This window comes from Aeromicrobium sp. CnD17-E, assembly GCF_024124745.1.
Lineage (GTDB): Bacteria > Actinomycetota > Actinomycetes > Propionibacteriales > Nocardioidaceae > Aeromicrobium.
Genome location: NZ_JAMXRU010000001.1, coordinates 39,339 through 63,333, shown reverse-complemented (window position 1 = coordinate 63,333; position 23,995 = coordinate 39,339). Strand labels below are relative to the sequence as shown.

The window sequence follows — 23,995 nt, the reverse complement described above, 5'->3', positions numbered from 1 at the left end:
GACCGATGGTTGCCCGCACGGAAACGAGGCGAGAACGCGTCCTCATCCCTTCAGCGCAGGGCGTCGAGCACCGGGGCGAGGGCGGTCAGGATCGCTGTCAGGTCCTCCTCGCCGGTGACCGTCTCGAGCTCCCCCACCTCGATGCCGACGATCTCGCTGCGGGCCAGGGCGGCGGCTGCGTCGTGAAGCTCGGTCAGGCTCAGGCCGTCGGCGACGAGGTAGTCGGTGGGGACGATGCCGGGGTCCATCACGTCGCAGTCGACGTGGACGTAGACGGGGCGTCCGGCCACGGCTTCGCCGAGCCGGTCCCCGAAGCCCGGGCCCGGGGAGACCAGGGTGAGGTCGGTGGTCTCGATGAGCCCGTTCTCCGGCGGGTCGATGTCGCGGACGCCCGCAAGGATGGCGTTGCCCAGGCCGAGGCCGGCGCCGAGCCCCGAGTCCCACAGCCCCAGAGGGCCCGACAGTGCGAGGCCGCCGAGGTAGCCCGTCGTGGTGCTCTCGGGGAGGTTGATGTCGGCATGGGCGTCGAACCACACCACGACGGCATCGGGGCGGTGCTGGGCGACGACGGGAAGAGTGGACAGCGCGACGGCGCACCGGCTCAGCGCGGTCACGGGGGTGGCGCCAGCGGCGAAGAGGGTCTGGTAGTGCTGTGACATCTCGGCGAGCTCCTCGCGTGCGGCTTCGAGCTCGACGTCCCAGGTGGTGCACAGGGCCGGCCGCGGAGTGCCGACGACGGTCGGGGTGACCTGGTAGCGGTCGGCGAACGCGGCCGCGAGCCGCGGGGAGGCGGCCATGGCGTGGTCGTTGTGGTCCCCGGCGCGTCCGGCGAAGTGGGTCACGGCGATGGGAGCCTGCGTGCCATCGCTCTGCAGCGGGGTCTGGGGGGTGGTCTGCGTGGTCACGTCACGGTCCTCGTGCTCGGTCGGTCGTCGGTCGTGACCAACGCTAGGGAACGGCGTTGTGGTTGCTCAATCCTCAAGAAGCGGACATTCTGGTGGCTTCTCGGACAGTCTGAGCAGGTCGACTAGGCTATGTGTCGTGCTGGATGACGTGGATCACAGGCTGCTGTCCCTGTTGCGAGCTGATGCCCGGACGCCGGTGGCCGAGCTGGCTCGCCAGGTCGCGGTGAACCGCTCGACGGTGGCGGCCCGCATCGAACGGATGGTCACCGACGGCGTGATCGAGGGGTTCACCGTCACGGTGGGCAACGACGTGGACCGCGATGCGATCCGGGGCGTCTCGATGGTCTCGATCGCCCCGAACCGGGGCAAGGACGTGGTGCGTGCGGTCCGCGGGTTCCCCGAGGTCGAGCAGCTCCACTCCACCATCGGGGAGTGGGACCTGGTGGTGCACCTACGCTCGACCAGCCTGTCCGAGTTCGACACCGTGCTTGAGCGCATCCGCGCTGTCGCGGGGGTGACCGACACCCGCACGAGCCTGCTGTTCAACTCCCTCACCAACCACTGACCCAGGCCTCGCAGATCCAGGTCGGCACGAGCGATGCGCCGGCCGCGAGCGGCCTGTGGCGGAGCCACAGCCTGGGGACCACGTCGGTCGACGCGGAGCACGATCCCGCTGACGCGCCCTGAGCTCGTCGCAGGAGGGTCTGCTCGAACAGCGGGGAGGGGGAGCTCAGGTGTAGGGGCCCGAGAACGGGGCGGGCGCGTCCGGGTCGTCGACGTCGCCCTCGACGCCCGGGTCCTGCTTCTTGTGCTTCTGGTCGTCGTCCCAGTCCTCGCGCTTGCGCGGGTCCTCGCTCGGCATGTCGCTCATGCCTCAGTGTGCGGCGGGCGCGACGTCAGCGCTCGTCGGAGGACCAGACCACCTCGTCGCCGCGCCGGACCTCCACCCGCTCGGCGCGCAGGTCGACGTCGACGACGAACGGCCCGCGGTGCAGGACCACGCGACGGTCGTCGTCGGCGACCTCCACCCTCGTGTCGACGAGGGACGGGTCGCGCAGCTCGGGGTGGGCCCGGCGCAGCGCGACCAGCGAGCGGTAGACCTCCAGCACACCACGGTGCCGGGGCTCGTCGAGCTCGTCCCACCGCAGCGTCGAGCGCTCGAGCGTCGCCGGGTCCATCGGGTCGGGCACCTCGGACTCGCCCCAGCCGTGGCGGCCGAACTCGCGCCGACGTCCGGTGCGCACGGCCTCGGCCAGCTCGGGGTCGGGGAAGGAGGCGAAGAACTGCCACGGCGTGCTCGCGGCCCACTCCTCGCCCATGAAGAGCATCGGCGTGAACGGTCCGAGGAGCACCAGCGCGGCGCCGCACGCCAGCAGGTCCGGCGAGACGGTGTCGGAGATGCGGTCGCCGGTGGCCCGGTTGCCGACCTGGTCGTGGTCCTGCAGGTACGTGACGAACGCGTGGCCCGGCACGGCGTGGACGTCGACCGGGCGACCGTGGGTGCGGCCGCGGAACGACGACCACGTGCCGTCGTGGAAGAACGCGCCGCGCAGCACCTTGGCGAGCGCGCCGGGCTCGGCGAAGTCGGCGTAGTAGCCGTCGGTCTCGCCGGTGAGCGCCACGTGCAGCGCGTGGTGCACGTCGTCGGCCCACTGCGCGTCCATGCCGAGACCGTGCTCGTCGCGCGGGACGACCGTGCGGGGGTCGTTGCGGTCGGACTCCGCGACGAGCGACAACCGACGGCCGAGCCGCTGCGACGCGCGCTCGGTCTCGAGCGACAGCTCCTCGAGGATGGTCAGCGCCCGCGCGTCGGACAGCGCGTGCACCGCGTCGAGGCGCAGGGCGTCGACGTGGAAGTCCTCGAACCACGAGATCGCGTTGTCGAGCACGTAGCGACGCACCTCGTCGGAGCCCTCGCCGTCGAGGTTGAGGCCGGGGCCCCAGTCGTTCTCGCCGGCGAAGTACGGGCCGAAGCGGTCGAGGTAGGCGCCCGAGGGCCCGAGGTGGTTGTAGACGACGTCGAGCACGACGCCGAGGCCTCGCGCGTGGCAGGCGTCGACGAACCGCTTGAACCCGTCGGGTCCGCCGTACGGCTCGTGCACCGCGCCCCACAGGACGCCGTCGTAGCCCCAGCCGTACGGGCCGTCGAAGCTGTTGACCGGCAGCACCTCCACGAGGTCGACGCCGAGGTCGACGAGATGGTCGAGCCGCTCGACGGCGGCGTCGAAGGTCCGGCCGGGCGTGAACGTGCCGACGTGCAGCTCGTAGACCACGGCACCGCGCAGGGCGCGGCCCTCCCAGGCGTCGTCGGTCCACGCGAACGCGTCGTGGTCGTAGGTGCGCGACGCCGCGTGCACGCCCTGCGGCTGCCAGACCGAACGGGGGTCGGGCAGCGGGGTGTCGTCGTCGCCCAGCAGGAACGCGTAGTCGGTGCCCGGCGCGACGTCGACGTCGTGCCACCACCACCCGGAGCGCGCCTCGCCCGGCTCCCACGCCTGCATCCGGTGCTCGACGCCGTCGATCCGCACGCGGACGCGGTCGTGGTCGGGGGCCCAGAGGGTGACGGCCACGCTCAGACCACCCGCGTCGGCGGCGACGCCGTCTTGCTCGGGTCGGTCGTCGGGATGCTGCCCAGCACCTCGTCGATCGTCGCGAGCACGTCGTCGTCGAGGGTGATCCCGCTCGCGGCGGCGTTCGACTCGACCTGCTCCGGACGCGAGGCGCCGACGATCGCGCCGGCGACGTTGTCGTTCGCGAGCACCCAGGCGATGGCGAGCTGGGCCATCGTGATGCCGAGGTCGTCGGCGACCGGACGCAGCCCCTGCACGGCGGTGAGCACCTCGTCGTCGAGGAAGCGCTTGATCATGTCGGCGCCACCCTTCTCGTCGGTCGCGCGGCTGCCCTCGGGAGGCGCGGCGCCGGGCTCGTACTTGCCGGTGAGCACGCCCTGCGCGATCGGCGACCACACGATCTGCGACAGCCCCAGCTCGCGGCTCGCGGGCACGACCTCGCCCTCGATGACCCGCCAGAGCATCGAGTACTGCGGCTGGTTCGAGACGAGCCGGAAGCCGAGGTCGCGGGCCAGCTCCTGCCCGGCGCGGATCTGGTCGGCGGTCCACTCGCTGACGCCGATGTAGTGCGCCTTGCCGGCACGGACGACGTCGGCGAACGCCTGCATCGTCTCCTCCAGCGGCGTCTCGTGGTCGTAGCGGTGCGCCTGGTAGAGGTCGACGTAGTCGGTCTGCAGCCGCTGCAGCGAGCCGTCGATCGACTCCATGATGTGCTTGCGGGAGAGTCCGGTGTCGTTGGGTCCGCCGGGGCCGGTGGGCCAGTAGACCTTGGTGAGGATCTCCAGCGACGCGCGCCGCTCGCCCTTCAGCGCCTCGCCGAGGACGCTCTCGGCCTTGCCGTTGGCGTACACGTCGGCGGTGTCGAACGTCGTGATGCCGGCGTCGAGCGCGGCCCGCACGCACGCGGTGGCCGCGTCGTTCTCCACCTGCGACCCGTGGGTCAGCCAGTTGCCGTAGATGATCTCGCTGACCTTGAGGCCGCTGTTCCCGAGGTACCTGAACTCCATGCCTTGAGCCTAGGCGCGCTGCGCCGTCGCGCGACCCGGCCGCCACCCTCCCTTCCCCGCCGTCTTCCCGCGTTTTGTGGACTTCGCGACGGTTTCTCGCGCGGGAACCGTCGCGAAGTCCACAAAACGCGGGGGCGGAGAGACGTCAGCGGGTGAGGAGGGCGACGGGGTACGTGGCGAGGAGGTCGGCGAGCCGGACGTCGCCGCCGTCGAACGCCTCGCCGGTGAGGGTGTCGGTCCACGCCCCTGGGGCGAGGGACAGGGTGGTCCCGCCCCAGCCGCCACGGCGCTCGAGCCCGACCGGGAGGCGGGTCGCGACGGCCACGAGGTCGGCGCTGCGAGCGAACGCGACGGCGTGGTCGGCGGCCTCGCCCGAGGCCGCCAGCGGGGTGTACCCGCGGAACAGCGCCGGCTCGTCGCGACGCAGGGTCAGCACCCGACGCACGAGCGACGTCTTCGCAGCGCCCGACGCGTCGACCTGCGGCAGCCAGCCGTCGTCGAGGCGACGCAGCAGGGTGCGGAACGCCTCGTGGTCGACGGGTCGACGGTTGTCGGGGTCGACGAGAGAGAAGTCCCAGCCCTCCGTGCCCTGGTAGACGTCGGGGACGCCCGGGCCGGCCAGCTGCAGCAGCTTCTGCGACAGCGACACCGTCCAGCCGAACGCCTGGACCCGCCCCACCAGCGCCTGCACCTGCGGACCGAGCTCGGCCCGCACGCGCGCTGGCCACGCCGCGACGGACTCCTCGAACGCCTCGTCGGTCTCGGTCCACGTGGTCCGGACCTTCGACTCGCGTGCGGCCTTCAGCAGGTAGTCCGACAGCCGCTCGTCGCTGATCGGCCAGGCGCCGAGCAGCGTCTGCCACGCGAGCAGGTCGAGCGCGGGCTCGTCGATGCCGCAGCGCGCTGACCAGTCCGCGACCGTCGACGTGACCTCCTCGCCCAGCTCGGCGAGCACCAGCATCCGCGCACGGGTGTCCTCCGACCGCTTCGTGTCGTGCGTCGTCAGGGCGGTCATGGCCGTCGGGTGGTCGGCCTCGCGCGCCGCGGCCAGCGCGTGGAAGCCCTCGACGTCTACGCCCCAGACGTCCGGGGACCCACCGACCTCGTTGAGCGCCGCGAACCGCGTGAAGCGGTAGAAGGTCGTGTCCTCGGTCCCCTTGGCGACGACCATCCCCGACGTCTGCTGGATGCGTGTCGCGAGCTCGCCGGTGGGCTCCTCGGTCACCTGCACGTCGAGGGCGCGGATGGCCGGGTCGACGTCGGGTCGACGCGTGCGGGCCCGCTCGATCGCCGCGTCCCACGCCTCGCGTCCCGCCTCGGGCAGGTAGGACCGGTACACGCCGAACGCGACCATCGTCTCGGCCACGGCGGTCCGCGCGGCCTCCTCGGGCACGTCGCGCAGCAGCGCCGCGATCCGACGCACCTCGGCCACGAGCACCTTCTGGGTGACCATGCGTCGGGCGTCCTCCTCGACCGCCGCGTAGTCGGCGGGCGCGCCGAGCCGCTCGGTGAGCGCCTGCCAGGGTGCCTCGCCGGCCGGGTCGAGCAGCACGCCGGCGACCTCGCGCATCGCGTCGTAGCCGGTGGTGCCGTCGACGGGCCAGGTCGTCGGCAGCTCCTCGCCGGGGTGCAGGATCTTCTCGACCACCAGCCACGCGTCGGGGGCGGCCTCGTGCAGCAGCCGCAGGTAGCCGCCCGGGTCGGAGAGCCCGTCGGGGTGGTCGATGCGCAGACCCGTGACCCGCCCTTCCTCGACCCAGCGCAGCACCTCGCGGTGCGTGTCGTCGAAGACGTCGGGGTCCTCGACCCGCACGGCGGCGAGCGTCGTGATGTCGAAGAAGCGTCGGTAGTTCAGCTCCGACCCGCCCCGCCGCCAGCCGACCAGCTCGTAGTGCTGACGATCGTGCACCTGCTGCGGCGTCATCGACGCGAACGACGGGTCGGCCAGCGTGCCGGCATCGATCGGGAAGCGGTGGTCGTAGTACGTCAGCTCGTCGCCGTCGACGGCCAGCTCGGCGACGTCGGCGTCGTCGCCGAGCACCGGCACCAGCACGCGACCGCGCGACCAGTCGACGTCGAAGTGCCCCGCCCACGGCGACGCCTCGCCCTCGGCCAGCACCGACCACCACCACGGGTTCGCGTGCGGCACCTCGACCGACATGTGGTTCGGCACGACGTCGACGACGAGGCCGAGCCCCGCGTCGCGCACCGTCGCCGTGAACGCGTCCCAGCCCTCCGGGCCACCCAGCTCGGGGCGGGCGCGCGTGGGGTCGGTGACGTCGTAGCCGTGCGTCGAGCCGGGCGTCGCGTCGAGCACGGGCGAGACGTACACCGCGCCGACGCCGAGGTCGCGCAGGTAGGGCACGAGGGCCTGCGCCTCGGCGAAGCCGAAGCCCGGCCGCAGCTGCAGGCGGTACGTCGAGCTGGGTGCGCTCACGACTCGACCCGCTGCAGCACGACGAGCGAGCGGGCGGTGACGTCGAGCGTCGCGCCGCCGGCCACGAGCTCGTCGCCGGGCTCGTGCACGCTGCCGGTGGCCGTGTCGACGACGAGGGCCCACGTGCTCGCGTACTCGCCGTCGGGGACGGTGAACGTGATGTCCTCGTGATGGGCGTTGAACGCCAGCAGGAACGAGTCGTCGACGACCCGCTCGCCGCGCTCGTCGCGCTCGTCGATGGCCCGGCCGTTGAGGAACACGGCGATCGCCCGGCCGAAGTCGTCGTCCCAGTTCTCGTCGGTCATCTCCTTCCCCGCCGGCGTGAACCATGCGATGTCGCGCAGCTCGTCGGCCCTGCGGACCGGCTTGCCCTGGAAGAAGCGACGCCGACGGAACACGGGGTGCGCCGTGCGGAACGCCGCGAGCGCCGACGTGAAGCCGAGCAGGGCGTGCTCGTGCTCGTCGAGGTCCCAGTCGACCCAGGACGTCTCGTTGTCCTGGCAGTAGACGTTGTTGTTGCCGCCCTGCGAGCGGCCGAGCTCGTCGCCGTGCAGCACCATCGGCACGCCCTGCGAGAGCAGCAGCGTCGCCAGGAAGTTGCGACGCTGGCGGCGGCGCAGGTCGAGCACCTCGGGGTCGTCGGTCGGCCCCTCGACGCCGCAGTTCCAGGAGCGGTTGTCGTCGGCGCCGTCGCGGCCGTCCTCGCCGTTGGCCTCGTTGTGCTTCTGCTCGTAGGAGACGAGGTCGTCCAGCGTGAACCCGTCGTGGGCGGTGACGAAGTTGATCGACGCGTAGGGCCGGCGGCCGGTGTCCTGGTACAGGTCGGACGAGCCGCTGATGCGCGACGCGAACTCGCCGAGGGTCGCCGGCTCGCCGCGCCAGAAGTCGCGGACGGTGTCGCGGTACAGGCCGTTCCACTCGGTCCAGAGCGGCGGGAAGTTGCCCACCTGGTAGCCGCCGGGGCCGACGTCCCACGGCTCGGCGATGAGCTTGACCTGGCTGACCACCGGGTCCTGCTGCACGAGCTCGAAGAACGTGGCGAGCTTGTCGACGTCGTAGAACTCGCGGGCGAGGGTGGCGGCGAGGTCGAACCGGAACCCGTCGACGTGCATCTCGGTGACCCAGTACCGCAGCGAGTCCATGATGAGCTGCAGCGGGCTGGGGTGGCGCACGTTCAGCGAGTTGCCCGTGCCGGTGTAGTCCATGTAGTGCTGCGGGTCGTCCTCGACCAGGCGGTAGTACGCCTGGTTGTCGATGCCGCGCATCGAGAGCGTCGGGCCGAGGTGGTTGCCCTCCGCCGTGTGGTTGTAGACCACGTCGAGGATGACCTCGATGCCGGCCGCGTGCAGCTCGCGCACCATGCCCTTGAACTCCTGCACCTGACGTCCGGGCTGGGAGGCGTAGGCGTCGTGCGGGGCGAAGAAGCCGATCGTGTTGTAGCCCCAGTAGTTCGTCAGGTCCTTCTCGACGAGGTAGTGGTCGGTCACGAACTGGTGCACCGGCAGCAGCTCGATCGCCGTCACGCCGAGGCCGGTCAGGTGCTCGACGATGGCCGGGTGCGCGAGCGCGGCGTACGTGCCGCGCAGCTCCTCGGGCACGTCGGGGTGCGTCATCGTCAGGCCTCGTACGTGCGCCTCGTACACGATCGTCCGGTGGTACGGGTGGCGCGGCAGCCGGTCGTCGGCCCAGTCGAAGTACGGGTCGACGACGAGCGAGAACGGCACGTGACCCGCGGAGTCGTCGTCGTTCGGCTCCTCGGGGGAGCCCATCTCGTAGGCGAAGAGGGACGGGTCCCAGTCGGGCTGGCCCTGGACGGCCTTCGCGTAGGGGTCGATGAGCAGCTTCTGCGGGTTGCAGCGCAGGCCCTGCTCGGGGTCCCAGGGGCCGTGCACCCGGTAGCCGTAGCGCTGGCCCGGGCCGATGCCGGGCAGGAACCCGTGGTGCACGAAGCCGTCCACCTCCTCGAGGCGGACGCGGGTCTCGGTGCCCGCCTCGTCGAAGAGGCAGAGCTCCACGTGGTCGGCGACCTCGGAGAACAGGGCGAAGTTGGTGCCGGTGCCGTCGTACGTGGCGCCGAGCGGGTAGGGCGATCCGGGCCAGGTGCGCACGGGGGTCTCCTCGTCGTGGGGGGTGGAGCAGGTCAGGGGGTCGGCCGGGCGGCACGCAGGGGCGCTACTGCTGCCCGTACCCGGTCGTGGTCGAAGAACGCGTCGAGGTCGACGGGCAGGCGCACCCGCCAGTTCGGGTACTCGTCGACCGTGCCCGGCAGGTTCGGCTGGCGCACCTGACCGACGGCGTCGGCGGGTGAGCTGAGCACGAGCCGCGACGCCGCCGGGGCGATGACGGCGTGCAGGGCGACGAGCAGGTCGTCGGTGTCGATGCCCTCCTCGCGCAGCAGCGCGAGCAACGCCTCGCGGTCGGCGGCGGCGGTGGCGAGCGCGTCCTCGACGGGCTCGCCGAGGAGGTCGAGGTCGGCCTGCACGCGGATGCGCTCGTCGCGCAGCCACCCCTCGACGGTCGGGAGGTCGTGGGTGCTGATGCTGGCCATCGTCTCGGGCTCCCACTCCTGCGGGGGGACGTGCGGCTGGCCGGGGGCGTCCCAGTCGCGCTCGAACCAGAGCACGGCCGAGCTGAGCAGACCGCGCCGGTGCATGGTCTCGGTGACGACGTCCTCGACGGTGCCGAGGTCCTCGCCGACCACGACCGCGCCGGCGCGGGTGGCCTCGAGCAGCAGCACCGCGAGCATCACGTCGGCGTCGTAGTGCACGTAGGCGCCGCGGTGGGCCGGCTCTCCCGGCGGGATCCACCACAGCCGCCACAGCCCGGCGACGTGGTCGACGCGGATGCCGTCGCCCTGGCGCAGCACGCTGCGCACCACGTCGCGGAACGGGGCGTAGCCCGTCTCGAGCAGGCGGTCGGGCCGCCACGGCGGGAGGCCCCAGTCCTGGCCGAGGGGGTTGAACGCGTCGGCGGGGCAGCCCACGCGGACGTCGGAGGCGAACACGTCCTGCAGCGCCCATGCGTCGGCGCCACCGGGGTGCACGCCCACAGGGAGGTCGTGCACGAGGCCCACGGCCATGCCGGCGTCGTGCGCGGCGTCGCGGGCGGCGTCGAGCTGCTCGCGGCACAGGTGCTGCAGCCACGCGTGGAACGCGACCCGGTCGGCCAGGTCGGCGCGGCTGCGCGCCACGGCGTCAGACGTCGGGTCGCGCAGCTCCTCCGGCCACTCGCGCCAGTCGGCCCCGTGCCGCTCGGCGAGGGCGGAGAACGTCGCGAAGGTGGCGAGGTCGGGCTCGGCGTCGAGGTCGGGGTCCTCGTCGGCCGCGGCGAAGGGTCGCAGCAGCTCGAGCGCCCCGCGCTTGGCGGCCCAGACGGCGTCGTGGTCGAGCAGGTCGTCGGCCGGCTCGGGGTCGGGCGCGAGCCCCAGCACCTCCTCGCGTGTGGCGTCGTCAGCGGCGGCGAACGCGGCCACGTCGGTGACCCGCAGGTAGAGCGGGCTGGCGAAGCGTCGGCTCGACGGCGAGTAGGGCGAGCGGACGAGCGGGGTCGACGGCACGAACGCCTGGACCGGGTTCACGAGCAGGACGCCCGCGCCCTGCTCGGTCGCGGCGCGCCGGGCCAGCTCGGCGAGGTCGGCGAGGTCGCCCATCTGCCACGAGCCCGACGAGTGGACGGAGTACAGCTGCAGCATCCAGCCCCAGGTCCGTGGCACCTCGGGCAGCCGGGCCGGCGCCGCGACGACGGTGACCTCGTCGCCGTCGTCGGTGACGAGCCGGTGCCAGCCCAGGGGCAGGTCCGCTGGGAGCGCGCCGTCGACGTCGAGGGTGGTGCCGTCCTCCAGCTCCATCCGACCGCTCACGCCGAGCTCGCGGGCCTGGCCCTGCACGACGGCCACCGTGCCCGGCACGGACGAGTGCGTCGACCGGACGTCGTCCAGGGCGCTCGCGACCGACTCCGGCGTGCTCGCGTCGACACCGAGCTCGGACAGCACCGCGACGACGACGTCGGGGTCGACGTCGACCGGACTGCGGTCGGACCCCTCGTAGGACACGGCCACGCCGTGGGCCGCGGCGAGGGCGGCGAGGTCGTCGTCGGGGAAGGCCATGACGCCCAGCATGGTCGCGACCGGCCCCGCCCACCACTTCGGTGAGGTCCGTGTGTCCCGACGCACGCGCGGGACGGGCCGTCGCGAGCTGCGCCGAGGGCACGCAAGGGTCTGGATCCGTGTGTCCGGGCTCGGACGATCCTGCGTCCACGACGGGATCCCGTTGCGAACGCAGAAGCGTCGACCTCCGTACCCGAACTCGACACCGTTCACGTGGCCGACACGAGACCGGCCTACGCTTCTCGCGTGGACTGGAGCGATTACGACGCGGCCCTCTTCGACCTCGACGGCGTGATCACGCCGACCGCCGAGGTGCACCGGCGCGCCTGGGACAAGATGTTCAACGACGTGCTGACGGAGCGGGGTGTCGAGGAGCCGTACACCGACGACGACTACTACCGCTACGTCGACGGCAAGCCGCGCTACGACGGCGTCCGCTCCTTCCTGGAGTCGCGCGGCATCGAGCTGCCCGAGGGCACGCCCGACGACGCGCCCGAGGAGGAGACGGTCGGCGGGCTCGGCAACCGCAAGAACGTCCTCTTCGAGGAGATCCTCGAGCGCGACGGCGTGGAGGCCTACCCCGGCTCCGTCGCCCTGCTCGACGCGCTCGCCGACCGCGGCACGCGCGTGGCGGTGGTGTCCAGCTCGCGCAACGCGCCGAAGGTGCTGCGCGCCGCCGGCCTCATCGAGCGGTTCCCGATCATCGTCGACGGTGCCGTCGCCGCCGACCGTCAGCTGGCGGGCAAGCCGGCCCCCGACACGTTCCTGTTCGCCGGGCAGCAGCTCGACGTCGAGCCCTCGCGCGCGGTGGTGCTCGAGGACGCGACGTCGGGCGTGGCGGCGGGTCGGGCCGGACGCTTCGGACTCGTCGTCGGGGTCGACCGTGGGGCAGGCGCCGACGCGCTGCGCGAGCACGGCGCCGACGTCGTCGTCGACGACCTGCAGGAGCTCGTCTGATGTCGCCGCTCGACCAGCCCACGGAGCACATCGACGAGGACCGCGGCCTCGGACCGTCGCACGAGGCGCCGCCCGTGCGCGACTTCCTCGACCGCTCGCGCTGGCCCGCCGACGAGTGGCGGCTCACCGAGCGCCGCTACGACGCCGGCGACCTCGGCCTCACCGAGACGCTGTTCGCCGTCGGCAACGGCTACCTCGGGCTGCGCGGCAACGTCGAGGAGGGCCGCGACTCCCACACCCACGGCACCTTCGTGAACGGCTTCCACGAGACGTGGCCGATCCAGCACGCCGAGGAGGCGTTCGGGTTCGCGCGCGTCGGGCAGACGATCGTCAACGCCCCCGACGCGAAGATCATCCGGCTCTACGTCGACGACGAGCCGCTGCTGCTCTCGGTGGCCGACCTGCACGAGTACGAGCGCTCCCTCGACCTGCGCGACGGTGTCCTCCGACGTCGCCTGCTGTGGCGCACCCCGTCGGGCAAGCGGGTGCTGGTGGAGTCCACGCGCATGGTCAGCCTCGAGCAGAAGCACCTCGCGGTGATGACGTTCGAGGTGACCCTGCTCGACGACCCGGCCCCCGTCGCGATCTCCTCGCAGATCCTCAACCGCCAGGACGGCGAGGACGAGTACCACGTGCGGCACAAGGCCATGGGCGAGGGGAGCGACCCGCGCAAGGCCGAGCAGCTCACCCGTCGGGTGCTGGAGCCGCAGACGAACGAGGGCGACGCGGGCACTGGCCGGGTCGCGCTCGGCTTCCGGTGCGCCGAGAGCGGCATGACGCTCGGCGTCATGGCCGACCACGACATCGTCACCGAGAACGAGTTCACGAGCCGCGTGGTCACGGGCGAGGACCTCGCGAAGACCACCTACCGGATCGCGGCGCAGCCCGGCGTGCCCGTCCGGCTCACGAAGACCGTCGCGTACCACACGTCGCGCGGCGTGCCGTCGCGCGAGCTGCTCGACCGCTGCCGTCGCACCCTCGACCGCGCCCGCGACCTCGGCGTGCCCGAGCTGCGGGCCGAGCAGCGTGCGTGGCTGGACGCGTTCTGGACGCGCGCCGACGTGGAGGTGCCCGGCCAGCCCGAGGTGCAGCAGGCGATCCGCTGGAACCTGTTCTCGATCATGCAGGCCGCGGCCCGCGCGGAGGGCCAGGGCATCCCGGCCAAGGGCGTCACCGGGTCCGGCTACGGCGGCCACTACTTCTGGGACACCGAGGTCTACGTCATGCCGTTCCTGACGTACACCACGCCGCGGGCCGCGCGGAACGCGCTGCGCTTCCGCTACTCGCTGCTCGACGCGGCACGTCGCCGTGCCGGCCAGCTCGCGCAGAAGGGCGCGCTGTTCCCCTGGCGCACCATCAACGGCGAGGAGGCGTCGGCCTACTACGCGGCGGGCACCGCGCAGTACCACATCGACGCCGACATCGCGTACGCGCTGAGCCAGTACGTCGGGGCCACGGGCGACGTCGAGTTCCTCGACCGCGAGGGCATCGACGTGTTCGTGGAGACCGCCCGGCTCTGGGCCGACCTCGGCTTCTGGCGCAGCGAGGAGGGCAGCACCTTCCACATCCACGGCGTCACGGGGCCCGACGAGTACACGACGGTCGTGAACGACAACCTGTACACGAACGTCATGGCGCGCTTCAACCTGCGGCGGGCCGCCGAGGCGGTGCGCACGCTGCGTGACGTGAACCCCTCGGCGTACGCCGACGCGAAGGCGCGGCTCTCGCTCACCGACGAGGAGGTCGAGGAGTGGGGTCGCGCGGCGCGCAACATGAGCATCCCGTTCGACGAGCACCTCGGCATCCACCCGCAGGACTCGCACTTCCTCGAGCGCGAGATGTGGGACCTCGACCACACGCCGCTCGACAAGCGTCCCCTCCTGCTGAACTACCACCCGCTCGTCATCTACCGGTTCCAGGTGCTGAAGCAGGCCGACGTCGTGCTGGCGCTCTTCCTGCAGGGTGAGGACTTCACGCCCGAGCAGAAGCGCGCCGACTTCGAGTACTACGACCCGATCACCACGGGCGACTCGACGTTGTCGGCGGTCGTGCAGTCGATCATCGCCTCCGAGGTCGGCTACCACGACCTCGCGTACCGCTACTTCCTGTCCGCGCTGTTCGTCGACCTCGCCGACCGGCACGGGAACACGTCCGACGGCGTGCACGTCGCGTCGACGGGTGGGGTGTGGAGCGCGGTCGCGGCCGGGTTCGGCGGCTTCCGCGACCTCGGCGCAGGCCAGTGGACGATGGACCCGCGCCTGCCCGACGACTGGGAGTCGCTCACCTACCGGCTCACCCTGCGCGGCACCCGCGTGCGCGTGACCGTGCGTCCCGACGAGCTCGAGCTCGTGGTCGAGGACGGCCAGGGCCACCTGGCGTTCGAGGTCCGGGGCGCCGAGGTCGTGGTCGGGCCCGACGCACCGGTCACCGTGCCGCTGGACGGTCAGGGTCCGCGCCTGGAGGGCGAGCCGCCCAGCCCCATCGGCACCCGCCGCTCCGACGGCACGATCATCTCCGCCATCGTCCCCGGCGCCTGACCCACCCTCGCCCGCGAGAGCCCGTTTGGGTGGGGCCCCACCAAAAGTGGCTCTCCCCACCGCAAACATGCGGGGTTCTTGCAGGTTCGGGTGGGGCCCCACGTAAACCTGCGCGGGCGGGGCGGTCCGTCGCGCGGGCCCTGTCGGACCCGCCCTAGACTGCAGGGTGTGTTGATCGTCAGGTACGAGGTCAGTGACGGCAGGTCCGGGGAGGACGTCGTCCTCGTCGACCAGAAGTGGTCGTTCGGGCGGGTCGGCGGCGACGAGTCCCCCACCGTCGAGACCGACGACCGGCGGGTCAGCCGCGGTGCGCTCGTCATCCGCGACAGCGGCCCGGGCCCCGTCGTCTTCCGCGGTCAGCGCGGCGAGCAGGCGCGGGTCGGCCTGGTCAGCGACGACGGCAGCACCGAGTGGCTCGCCGAGGGCAAGGCCGGCAACCTCACCGCGACCGCGCGGCGGGTGACCTTCGACCTGCAGGACGAGAACGTGCTGTCGCTCGAGGTCGAGTTCGCCGACCGCGGCAGCGTCGTCGAGCGGCAGCAGGCCGCGCAGCCGCACCTCACCCTGGTGCCGGACCCCGACGACACCACCGAGCAGCCGTGAGCGGGCCGCAGGACGTCGAGTCGGTCGACCTCGCGTTCCTGCAGGGCCTGCCGAAGGCCGAGCTGCACGTGCACCACGTCGGCTCCGCCTCCGTCGACGCCGTCGCGGAGCTGGCGGCCCGGCACGAGGGCAGCACCCCGGTGCCCACGAACCCCACCGCGCTCGCCGACTACTTCCGCTTCACCGACTTCGCGCACTTCGTCGAGGTCTACCTGTCGGTCGTCGACCTGCTGCGCACCCCCGACGACATCTGGACCCTCACGCACGAGGTCGGCACCGACCTCGCGGCGCAGAACGTGCGCTACGCGGAGCTGACGCTCACCCCGTACACGTCGATCGTCCGCGGCATCCCCGTCGAGGCGTACCTCGAGGCCGTCGAGGACGCGCGGCGTCGGGTCGAGGCCGACACCGGCCTCGTGCTCCGGTGGATCTTCGACATCCCCGGCGAGTCCGGCCTCGAGGCCGCCGACGTCACGCTCGACGTCGCCCTGAACCACGCACCCGACGCCCTCGTCGGCTTCGGCCTGGGCGGGCCCGAGATCGGCGTGCCCCGCCCGCAGTTCGCGGAGCACTTCGCGGCGGCGCGCGCGGCCGGGCTGCACAGCGTCCCGCACGCGGGGGAGTCGACCGGACCCCAGACGATCCGCGACGCGATCGAGCACCTCGGTGCCGAGCGCATCGGCCACGGCATCGCAGCGGTGCAGGACCCCGCGCTCATGGAACTGCTCGCCGAGCGCGGCATCGTGCTCGAGGTGTGCCCGACGTCGAACGTCTGCACCCGGTCGACGCCCTCGCTCGACGAGCACCCCCTGCCGGCGCTCGTCGCCGCGGGCGTCCCGGTCACGATCAACAGCGACGACCCGCCGATGTTCGGCACGACCCTCACTCGTGAGTACGCCGTGGCGGCCGACCTGTTGTCGCTCGACCGCCCCGGCGTCGTCGACCTCGCGCGGGCGGCGGTCGACGCGTCGTTCGCCCCCGACGCGGTGAAGACGTCGATCCGCGCCGAGCTCGACGCCGTCTGACCTGCTCGGGCGACGTCAGCCCTTCTGCACGGTCGGGGCCACCGGCACCCGCACGAGCAGCACGCCGGGTCGGACCTCGGCGGTGATCTCGGTGCCCTCGTCGACGGGGTCGCCGTCGAGCTGCATCGGGGTCGGGCCGGTGGCCTTCACGTGCACCCGGCGTCCGGTGAACCGGTCGAGACGGTCGTTGGTGCGCTTGCGGCGGGTGATCACGCGGACCGCGATCGACACCCACCCGAAGAACCGACGCGGCGCGATCACCACGACGTCGAGCTCACCGTCGTCGATCTGCGCCTCCGGCAGCAGCGGCAGCCCCGCCTGCAGGTAGCCGACGTTGCCGATGACGACCGTGCGTGCGCGGAACGTGCGCGGCTCGCCGTCGTCGACGGTGATCGTGACCTTGGTGCCGGAGTAGCGCAGCGCCTTGACGCCCGAGACGACGTAGGCGACCCAGCCGACCTTCTTCTTCAGCTCGTCGTTGACGCCGGTCATGATCATCGCGTCCATGCCGAGGCCCGCCATGACGAGGAAGCTGGTCTCGACGCCGGCGTCGGTGCTGAACCGCGCGAGGTCGATGGCCTTGTCCTGGCCGCCGAACGCCACCTCGAGGGCGTCGCGCGGGTTGAGCGGGATGCCGAGGTTGCGCGCCAGCAGGTTGCCGGTGCCCTGCGGGATGATCGCGACGGCCACACCGGTGCGGGCGGCCTCCTCGCACACCGCGCGCACGGTGCCGTCGCCGCCGGCGGCGATGATGAGGTCGGCGTCGGCCTCGAGCGCCGCCTCGGTCTGGCCGTAGCCGGGGTCCTCGACCGTCGTCTCGAACCAGGCCGGCTCGTTCCAGCCGTGCTGGCCGGCGACCAGGCGCACGAGGCCCTTGAACTCCTCGACGTCGGTCAGCTTGGAAGGGTTGAGGACGACCGCCACGCGCTTGCGGCCCGTGCCCGTGACCACCGCGAGCTCCGGCGGGAGCCGGGTCGCGTCGGTCGCGACCGCCAGCCAGAGCACGAGCGTGACCAGCGTGCCGAGGGTCAGGCCGGCGGTGACGTCGGAGAGGTAGTGCACGCCGAGGAGCACACGGTCGGCGGCCGTCACGAGCGCCAGCAGGACCCACAGCGTGATCAGCAGTCGACGCCGCCACCCGCGGCCGGTCAGCACGATGGTCAGCAGCGCGAGGACCGTGAACAGCACGCCGGCGCCGGCGGAGTGCCCGCTCGGGAAGGAGTAGCCGCCGATCTCGTGGATCGGCTCCTCCCACGCCGGTCGCGGACGCTGGAACACGAGCTTGACCAGGGCGTTGCCGCCGATGCCGACCACGCCGCTGAGCGCGATCCAGGTGGCGATGCGCCACTCGCGCCGGGCCAGCGCCGTGCCTGCCAGCAGGGCCAGGACGATGCCGACGCCGACGTTGGACAGCACGACCGCCAGCACCTCGAGCACGTCGACCAGCCACGGTCGCGCGACGCTCACGTCGAACGCCTCCCGGGCCACGCCGTCGTCGACGTCCTGCAGCCAGGCGGCGTCGGTGCCGACGAGGAACGCGAGCAGGGCGAGCAGCGTCACGAGGACGACGAGCACGGTGGCGTACACGCCGTCGCGGCCGGGCTCGGCGCGACGCAGGTCGATCGACACAGGCGTCCTTCCGGTCGGGGTCTGGCCGGGTTCAGCGTAGTGCGGACCGGGCCCGGACGCGCCGAGGCGGTGTCGCCGGACTTCCAGGGGGAGGACCGGGCGACACCGCCTCGGGGTCACGCAGGGTGGCGGGTCAGCGCTCCTCGGTGCCGGAGATGAAGGCCTCGAGGCGCTGGCGGCCGACGTCGTCGGGACGCTGCTCCGGCGGGCTCTTCATCAGGTAGGACGACGCGCTCAGCAGCGCGCCGCCGACACCGCGGTCCTTGGCGATCTTCGCCGCGCGGATGGCGTCGATGATGATGCCGGCCGAGTTCGGGGAGTCCCAGACCTCGAGCTTGTACTCCAGGTTCAGCGGCACGTCGCCGAACGCGCGACCCTCGAGGCGCACGTAGGCCCACTTGCGGTCGTCGAGCCACGCCACGTAGTCCGACGGGCCGATGTGCACGTTGCGGTCGTCGGCGCCCACGCCGGCCAGCGAGCCGGTGAGGTTGGAGGTGACGGCCTGCGTCTTCGAGACCTTCTTGGACTCCAGACGCTCACGCTCGAGCATGTTCTTGAAGTCCATGTTGCCGCCGACGTTCAGCTGGTAGGTGCGGTCCAGCGCGACGCCGCGGTCCTCGAACAGCTTCGCCATGACACGGTGCGTGATCGTCGCGCCGACCTGGCTCTTGATGTCGTCACCGATGATCGGGACGCCCGCGTCCTCGAACTTCTTCGCCCACTCGGGGTCGGAGGCGATGAATACCGGCAGGGCGTTGACGAAGGCGACCTTGGCGTCGATCGCGCACTGCGCGTAGAACTTGTCGGCCTCCTCCGAGCCCACCGGCAGGTAGGAGACGAGCACGTCGGCCTGCGTGTCCTTGAGCACCTGCACGACGTCGACCGCGGGGGCGTCGGACTCCTCGATGGTCTGGAGGTAGTACTTGCCGAGACCGTCGAGCGTGTGACCGCGCTGCACGGTGACACCGGTCGGCGGGACGTCGGTGATGCGGATCGTGTTGTTCTCGCTGGCCGTGGTGGCGTCGGCGAGGTCGAAGCCGACCTTCTTCGCGTCGACGTCGAACGCGGCCACGAACTCGATGTCGCTCACGTGGTAGTCGCCGAACTGGACGTGCATGAGTCCGGGGACCGTGCCCGCCGGATCAGCGTCCTTGTAGTACTCGACGCCCTGGATCAGGGAGGTGGCGCAGTTGCCGACGCCGACGATGGCGACGCGGATCTGGTGGTTCGCCGAACCCATGGGTTCTCCTTCAGGTGGGTGGTTGGTTGCTCGTGCTCGGTGGAAGAGGGTCAGGGGGACCCGGGCCGCTCGGCCGGGTCGGGGTGGGGGTTGCGCTCGCGCTCGATCAGGTCGGTGAGCCAGCGCACCTCGCGTTCGACGGACTCCAGGCCGTGGCGCTGGAGCTCGCGGGTGTAGGCGTCGGCGCGGTCACGACCGCGCTGGTTGGCCTCGCGGACGTGCTCGAGCCGCTCCTGCAGCCGGCTGCGCCGGCCCTCGAGGATGCGCACGCGGACGGCCGACTCGGTGCGCCCGAAGAACGCGAACCGCACGCTGAACGTCTCGTCGTCCCAGGTGGCCGGTCCGGAGTCCTCCATCGCCGTGGCGAAGTGCTCCTTGCCGGCGGCCGTGAGGTGGTAGACGATCCGGTTGCGCCGTCCGCGCACCTCGACGTCGCGGTCCTCGTCGGCCTCGATGAGACCGGCGCGGACCAGCGTCTTCAGGCAGGGGTAGAGGGTGCCGTACGAGAGCACCCGCCCCAGTCCCAGCAGGCTGATGAGCTCCTTGCGCAGCTCGTAGCCGTGCATCGGCGTGTCGTGCAGCAGGCCCATGACCGCCAGCTCGAGGGTCGCGCCACGACGTGCCATCGGACCCTCCCCGCTGCTCGGTGGGGCGCCCGGCGACGACCCGCTATATCGGGACGATACATCAGATCGGCATTTCATGTCAGCCCATGTCAGGTGCTGGTGTCAGGTCATGTCAGGTCCTGTTGTCCGGTCATGTCCGGTCCCGGCGAGGGCTTCCGCTGGTCGAGTAGCCGACAAGGCGAGCGCCAGCGAGCTCGTGACGGCGTATCGAGACCACCCGGCAGCGGCTCAGCGCGGGTCGATCCCCAGCGTCCGCTTGGAGCGGTCTCGATACGCGCGGAGCACGCTCGTTCCTCGCGGCTCCGCGCTACTCGACCAGCGAGACCTTCCGCTGGTCGAGTAGTCAGGACGAGCTTGCGAAGTCCTGACGTATCGAGACCACTCGGGAACGGTCCAGCGCGAGCCAACCCCCAGCGTCCGCTTGGGGTGGTCTCGATACGTCGCCTCACGCCTCGTCCCTCGGCGGAGCCGACTACTCGACCAGCGAGGGCTTCCGCTGGTCGAGTAGCCGACACGGCGAGCGCCAGCGAGCTCGTGACGGCGTATCGAGACCACCCGGCAGCGGATCGGCGCGGGTCGATCCCCAGCGTCCGCTTGGAGCGGTCTCGATACGCGCGGAGCACGCTCGTTCCTCGCGGCTCCGCGCTACTCGACCAGCGAGACCGTCCCGCTGGTCGAGTAGCGGCACGCGCGACGAAGGAGCGCCGTGCCGTGTATCGAGACCACCCGGCAACGGCCCAGCGCTGCCCGGCTCCCAGCGAAACCGTGGAAGGACCTCGATGCACCTCTCCTCGCCGGCGCTGGTGGAGGCACCCGACCAGCGAGAGGTGCCGCGGGGGATCCGACGGAACCGCCGACGGGTCCGGCGTCGACCCGCGATCCTTGGGTTCTCAGGATGATCGGGCACACTGGAGCGATGCCGCGCCGTGTCCCGGGCGCACGCACAGCACCACGCCCTGCCCGCAGGGCCGAGACGGAGGAAGTGGTCCGTGGCCACCAGCACGCACCGAACCAAGCCGAAGAGCACGCCCCGCAAGCCCGGTCTGTTCCGCCGCATCGGCGGTGACGGACCGCGCTGGAAGCGGGCGCTCCGCTGGCTGGCGCTCCTGCTGGTGCTCGGCATCCTCGGAGCGGCGCTGCTGTTCTTCGTGCTCTACCGGATCATCTCGATCCCCGACGCGAACGCCGACTTCCAGACGCAGACGACGAAGGTCTACTACTCCGACGGCAAGAGCGAGCTCGGCACCTTCGCGATGCAGGACCGCGAGAGCATCCCGCTCGACGAGGTGCCCTCCGTCATGCAGGCGGCCGTCATCGCCGCGGAGGACCGCACCTTCTACGAGAACCAGGGCATCGACTTCAAGGGCATCCTGCGCGCCGTGCGCGACAACGCCACGAGCGGGCAGATCACCAGTGGTGGGTCGACCATCACGCAGCAGTACGTGAAGGTGCTCTACCTGAACCAGGAGCGCTCCTACAAGCGCAAGGTGCGCGAGGCGATCCTCTCGATCAAGATCCACAACCAGCTCTCCAAGCAGGAGATCCTCGAGGGCTACCTCAACACCATCTACTTCGGCAACGGCTCCTACGGCGTCCAGGTCGCCGCGCAGACGTACTTCGACCGTCCGGCCTCGAAGCTGAACTACGCGCAGGCCGCGCTGCTCGCCACCATCATCAACAGCCCGAGCTACTACGACCCGTACGCCGAGGGGGCGAAGGAGCGGATCCTCCCGCGCTACCGCTACGTGCTCGACGGCATGGTCAAGTCGGGCGCGATCACCGCCGACGAGGCCGCGAAGTACCAGGACCAGCTGCCGCGCGTCGTCCCCAAGAAGAACAGCAACCGGTTCCGGGGCACGAGCGGCTACCTGCTCGAGCTGGTCCGCACCCAGCTGCGCCAGGCGGGCTTCTCCGACAACGAGATCGACGGCGGCGGCCTGCGGGTCACGACCACGTTCGACCGTCGCCTGCAGCGCGACGCCGTGAACGCGGTGCGCACGATCATCCCGCAGAACCTCGACGAGCTGAACGTCGGACTCGTCTCCGTCGAGCCCGGCACGGGCGACGTGAAGGCCATGTACGGCGGCCGCGACTACCTCAAGAGCCAGCTCAACTGGGCGATGCAGAGCGTCCAGCCGGGCTCGACGTTCAAGGTGTTCGCCGTGATCGCGGGCCTGGAGGACGGCTACGGCCTGCGCACCACGCTGAACGGCAGCTCGCCGCTGCGCATCGGCAACAGCATCGTCGGCAACCAGGGCGACAGCGGCGGACGCTCGTTCGGTCCCGTCACGCTCGAGATGGCGACGCAGGAGTCGATCAACACCGCGTTCGTCGACCTGACGCAGCAGATGAGCGGTGGCGCCGACGCGGACGCGAGCATCGGCGCGCGCAAGATCCTCAAGGCCGCCAACCAGGCCGGCATCCCGCGCTCGGTGACCGACAAGATCAACCCGGTCGCGGTCACGTCGCTCGGCTTCGCCGGCGTGCCGGCCGTCGACATGGCCAACGCCTACGCGACCATCGCCGCCGGTGGCGAGCGCGCCCAGTGGCACGTCCTGAAGAAGGTCACCGGCCCCGGGGGCAACGACCTCGAGCTGCCGAAGCGTGAGACGCGCCGCTCGATCCCCGAGGACGTCGCGGGCGACACGGTCGCGGCGCTGCAGAAGGTGACCTCGGCGGGCACGGGAACCAACGGCCGCACCATCTGTCCGACCATCGGCAAGACGGGTACCGCCACGGCGGGCAAGGACGACGCGGACCAGCACGTCTCGTCGTCGTGGTTCGTCGGCGCGACGCCCAAGCTGGCGACGGCCGTGACGTTGAGCCGCGGCGTGGGCAACGAGGACATCGAGGGCTACCTGGTGCCGTTCTTCGGCGGCCAGTACCCGGCCCGCACGTTCAAGGCGTTCATGGACCCGGCCCTGCAGGGCACCGACTGCGGCAGCTTCCCGCCGCCCGGCAACATCCAGGCCGACAAGGGCCGCACGTACGTGCCGCCGGCGCCCACGGCGACCCCGTCGCCGACGCCGACGCCCACGCCGTCGCGGACCCCGCGTCCCACCCCGACGCCGACGCCGACGCCGACGCCGACGCCCACGCCGACGGCGACGGAGCCGACCCCGCCGACAGAGACGACGGCACCTCCCCCGTTCGGAGGCTGAGCCAGGACGACGACGCGGCGGTCACCCCGAGGGGTGACCGCCGCGTCCGCGTCGTGGGCGTGAGGTCAGTCCAGGACGACCCGGTCGAAGGTGGCGGTCGTGAACCGCACGGCGCAGCGCACGTCGTCGCCGACGGCCGGGGCCGTGGCCGACGCGGGCAGCAGCACCTGCGACGCGTGCATGTGCGGCGGCTCGGCGAACCAGCGCTGCCGGCCGTCGACCGTGAACGGGCTGAGCATCAGGCCGGCGGCCTCGAGGCTGCCCTTGGCGAGGGTCTTGCCCCGCTGCACCACGCCCGCGCTGGAGCGCGGTGCCTCGAGCCCGACGCCGTGGCTGGTGCCGCCGGAGATCACGAGCAGGTAGCCGTCGCGGGGCACCGGCCGCTGCCGGTAGCCCACCCGCTCGCCGCGGGAGACCCGGTGCACGTCGAGCACCTTCGCGCGCACGTCGAGCGCACCGAGGTCGCCGAGCCACAGCGACGTCCCGACCCGCGGGCGCACGGTGAGCCCGGGCCGGCGCTCGCGCAGCTGGCTGATCTCGCCGGGGCTGAGGTGGGACACGAAGAAGGTCGTCGTGTCGAGCTGCGACGCCTCCAGGGCCGCCGCCCACGACTCCGCCTCCGCGAGGTTGCTCCCGGTCATCGGCAGGTGAGCGGCGAAGCCCACGACCTCGAGGTCGCCGAGCGCGGCCACCGCAGCGGCGAGCTCGTGCCGGTCGAAGCCGTGGCGCGCCATCGAGGTCTCGCCCTCGACGACCACCCGCGCACCCGGTGCGCGTTCGGCCAGCGCCGCCACGTCGGCCACCCGGCCCACCGTGTGCACGACCCGAGGGTCGGCGAGCGCCTGCTCGACCGCGGCGCCGTCGAGGAACGGGCGCCATGGGCCGAGGACCATCACGTCGCCGCTGAACGCCTCGAGCGCCTCCGGCACCTCCGCGTAGACGCCGACCGCGACGGTGTCGGCGCCGAGCGCCGCGCTCTCCGCGGCGAGCCGGTCGCGACCCAGGCCGTAGCCGTTGCCCTTGATCACCGGGACCAGCCCCGGCAGACGCTCCGCCGCAGTCTTGAGATGACCGCGCCAGCGCTCGACGTCGACGTGCAGCTCGAACGTCATCCTCGTCTCCTCATATCGGATCCTGCGTCGCCGCACTCGTCGCTCGGCTGAAACGCGATCGTGCGCGCAGCGGGTGCATCG

17 protein-coding genes are annotated in these 23,995 nt (G+C 71.9%); 6 read left to right on the top strand and 11 right to left on the bottom strand.

The features are described 5' to 3' along the window. Positions 1-50 precede the first annotated feature (50 nt). Positions 51-905, bottom strand: a complete 855-nt coding sequence (locus tag NH339_RS00295; RefSeq protein ID WP_253021388.1) for an arginase family protein — start codon at positions 903-905, stop codon at positions 51-53. Positions 906-1,041: 136 nt separating this feature from the next. Here NH339_RS00295 and NH339_RS00290 point away from each other — a divergent pair, with 136 nt between their 5' ends. After that, positions 1,042-1,470, top strand: coding sequence for an Lrp/AsnC family transcriptional regulator (locus tag NH339_RS00290; RefSeq protein ID WP_253021387.1), 429 nt, complete (start codon positions 1,042-1,044; stop codon positions 1,468-1,470). Between the two features lie 165 nt (positions 1,471-1,635). Here NH339_RS00290 and NH339_RS00285 read toward each other — a convergent pair whose 3' ends face one another. From NH339_RS00285 to malQ, 6 genes are all read right to left on the bottom strand, one after another. Continuing rightward, positions 1,636-1,776, bottom strand: a complete 141-nt coding sequence (locus tag NH339_RS00285; protein WP_158509223.1) for a hypothetical protein — start codon at positions 1,774-1,776, stop codon at positions 1,636-1,638. A 25-nt stretch (positions 1,777-1,801) separates the two neighbouring features. Next, positions 1,802-3,475, bottom strand: coding sequence for a malto-oligosyltrehalose trehalohydrolase (gene treZ, locus NH339_RS00280; RefSeq protein WP_253021386.1), 1,674 nt, complete (start codon positions 3,473-3,475; stop codon positions 1,802-1,804). 2 nt (positions 3,476-3,477) lie between these two features. Further along, positions 3,478-4,482, bottom strand: a complete 1,005-nt coding sequence (locus NH339_RS00275) for an aldo/keto reductase family protein (protein ID WP_253021385.1) — start codon at positions 4,480-4,482, stop codon at positions 3,478-3,480. 145 nt (positions 4,483-4,627) lie between these two features. Continuing rightward, a complete protein-coding gene (gene treY / locus NH339_RS00270) occupies positions 4,628-6,919 on the bottom strand; it encodes a malto-oligosyltrehalose synthase (RefSeq protein WP_253021384.1) in 2,292 nt (763 codons plus the stop codon). Continuing rightward, on the bottom strand, positions 6,916-9,027 hold the full coding sequence (gene glgX, locus NH339_RS00265; RefSeq protein ID WP_253021383.1) for a glycogen debranching protein GlgX: 2,112 nt from the start codon (positions 9,025-9,027) through the stop codon (positions 6,916-6,918). Before glgX ends, treY begins: the two co-directional genes overlap by 4 nt. A gap of 32 nt (positions 9,028-9,059) precedes the next feature. After that, entirely contained in the window at positions 9,060-11,024 is a 1,965-nt protein-coding gene (gene malQ / locus NH339_RS00260) for a 4-alpha-glucanotransferase (RefSeq protein ID WP_253021382.1), read from the bottom strand. Positions 11,025-11,270: 246 nt separating this feature from the next. Here malQ and NH339_RS00255 point away from each other — a divergent pair, with 246 nt between their 5' ends. The 4 genes from NH339_RS00255 to NH339_RS00240 all read left to right on the top strand — a co-directional run bounded on the left by NH339_RS00255 (position 11,271) and on the right by NH339_RS00240 (position 16,146). Then, complete coding sequence (locus tag NH339_RS00255; protein ID WP_253021381.1) at positions 11,271-11,981, top strand: HAD family phosphatase; 711 nt, start codon at positions 11,271-11,273, stop codon at positions 11,979-11,981. Beyond that, on the top strand, positions 11,981-14,518 hold the full coding sequence (locus NH339_RS00250; protein WP_253021380.1) for a glycoside hydrolase family 65 protein: 2,538 nt from the start codon (positions 11,981-11,983) through the stop codon (positions 14,516-14,518). The genes NH339_RS00255 and NH339_RS00250 overlap by 1 nt, the downstream gene beginning before the upstream one ends. A 168-nt stretch (positions 14,519-14,686) precedes the next feature. Further along, a complete protein-coding gene (locus NH339_RS00245) occupies positions 14,687-15,121 on the top strand; it encodes a hypothetical protein (RefSeq protein ID WP_253021379.1) in 435 nt (144 codons plus the stop codon). Next, on the top strand, positions 15,118-16,146 hold the full coding sequence (locus tag NH339_RS00240; protein WP_253021378.1) for an adenosine deaminase: 1,029 nt from the start codon (positions 15,118-15,120) through the stop codon (positions 16,144-16,146). The genes NH339_RS00245 and NH339_RS00240 overlap by 4 nt, the downstream gene beginning before the upstream one ends. Before the next feature lie 15 nt (positions 16,147-16,161). On the opposite strand, the gene NH339_RS00235 is transcribed toward NH339_RS00240, so the two are convergent. The 3 genes from NH339_RS00235 to NH339_RS00225 all read right to left on the bottom strand — a co-directional run bounded on the left by NH339_RS00235 (position 16,162) and on the right by NH339_RS00225 (position 19,641). After that, positions 16,162-17,775, bottom strand: a complete 1,614-nt coding sequence (locus tag NH339_RS00235) for a phosphatase PAP2 family protein (protein WP_253021377.1) — start codon at positions 17,773-17,775, stop codon at positions 16,162-16,164. 133 nt (positions 17,776-17,908) lie between these two features. Continuing rightward, entirely contained in the window at positions 17,909-19,015 is a 1,107-nt protein-coding gene (locus tag NH339_RS00230; RefSeq protein WP_067860740.1) for an inositol-3-phosphate synthase, read from the bottom strand. A gap of 50 nt (positions 19,016-19,065) precedes the next feature. Continuing rightward, entirely contained in the window at positions 19,066-19,641 is a 576-nt protein-coding gene (locus tag NH339_RS00225) for a PadR family transcriptional regulator (RefSeq protein WP_253021376.1), read from the bottom strand. 989 nt (positions 19,642-20,630) lie between these two features. Between NH339_RS00225 and NH339_RS00220 the strand changes: the two genes are divergently transcribed. Beyond that, complete coding sequence (locus NH339_RS00220) at positions 20,631-22,802, top strand: transglycosylase domain-containing protein (protein ID WP_253021375.1); 2,172 nt, start codon at positions 20,631-20,633, stop codon at positions 22,800-22,802. Positions 22,803-22,867: 65 nt separating this feature from the next. Here NH339_RS00220 and NH339_RS00215 read toward each other — a convergent pair whose 3' ends face one another. Further along, positions 22,868-23,914: an alanine racemase gene (locus NH339_RS00215; RefSeq protein WP_253021374.1), complete on the bottom strand. Its 1,047-nt coding sequence runs from the start codon at positions 23,912-23,914 to the stop codon at positions 22,868-22,870. Positions 23,915-23,995 lie beyond the last annotated feature (81 nt).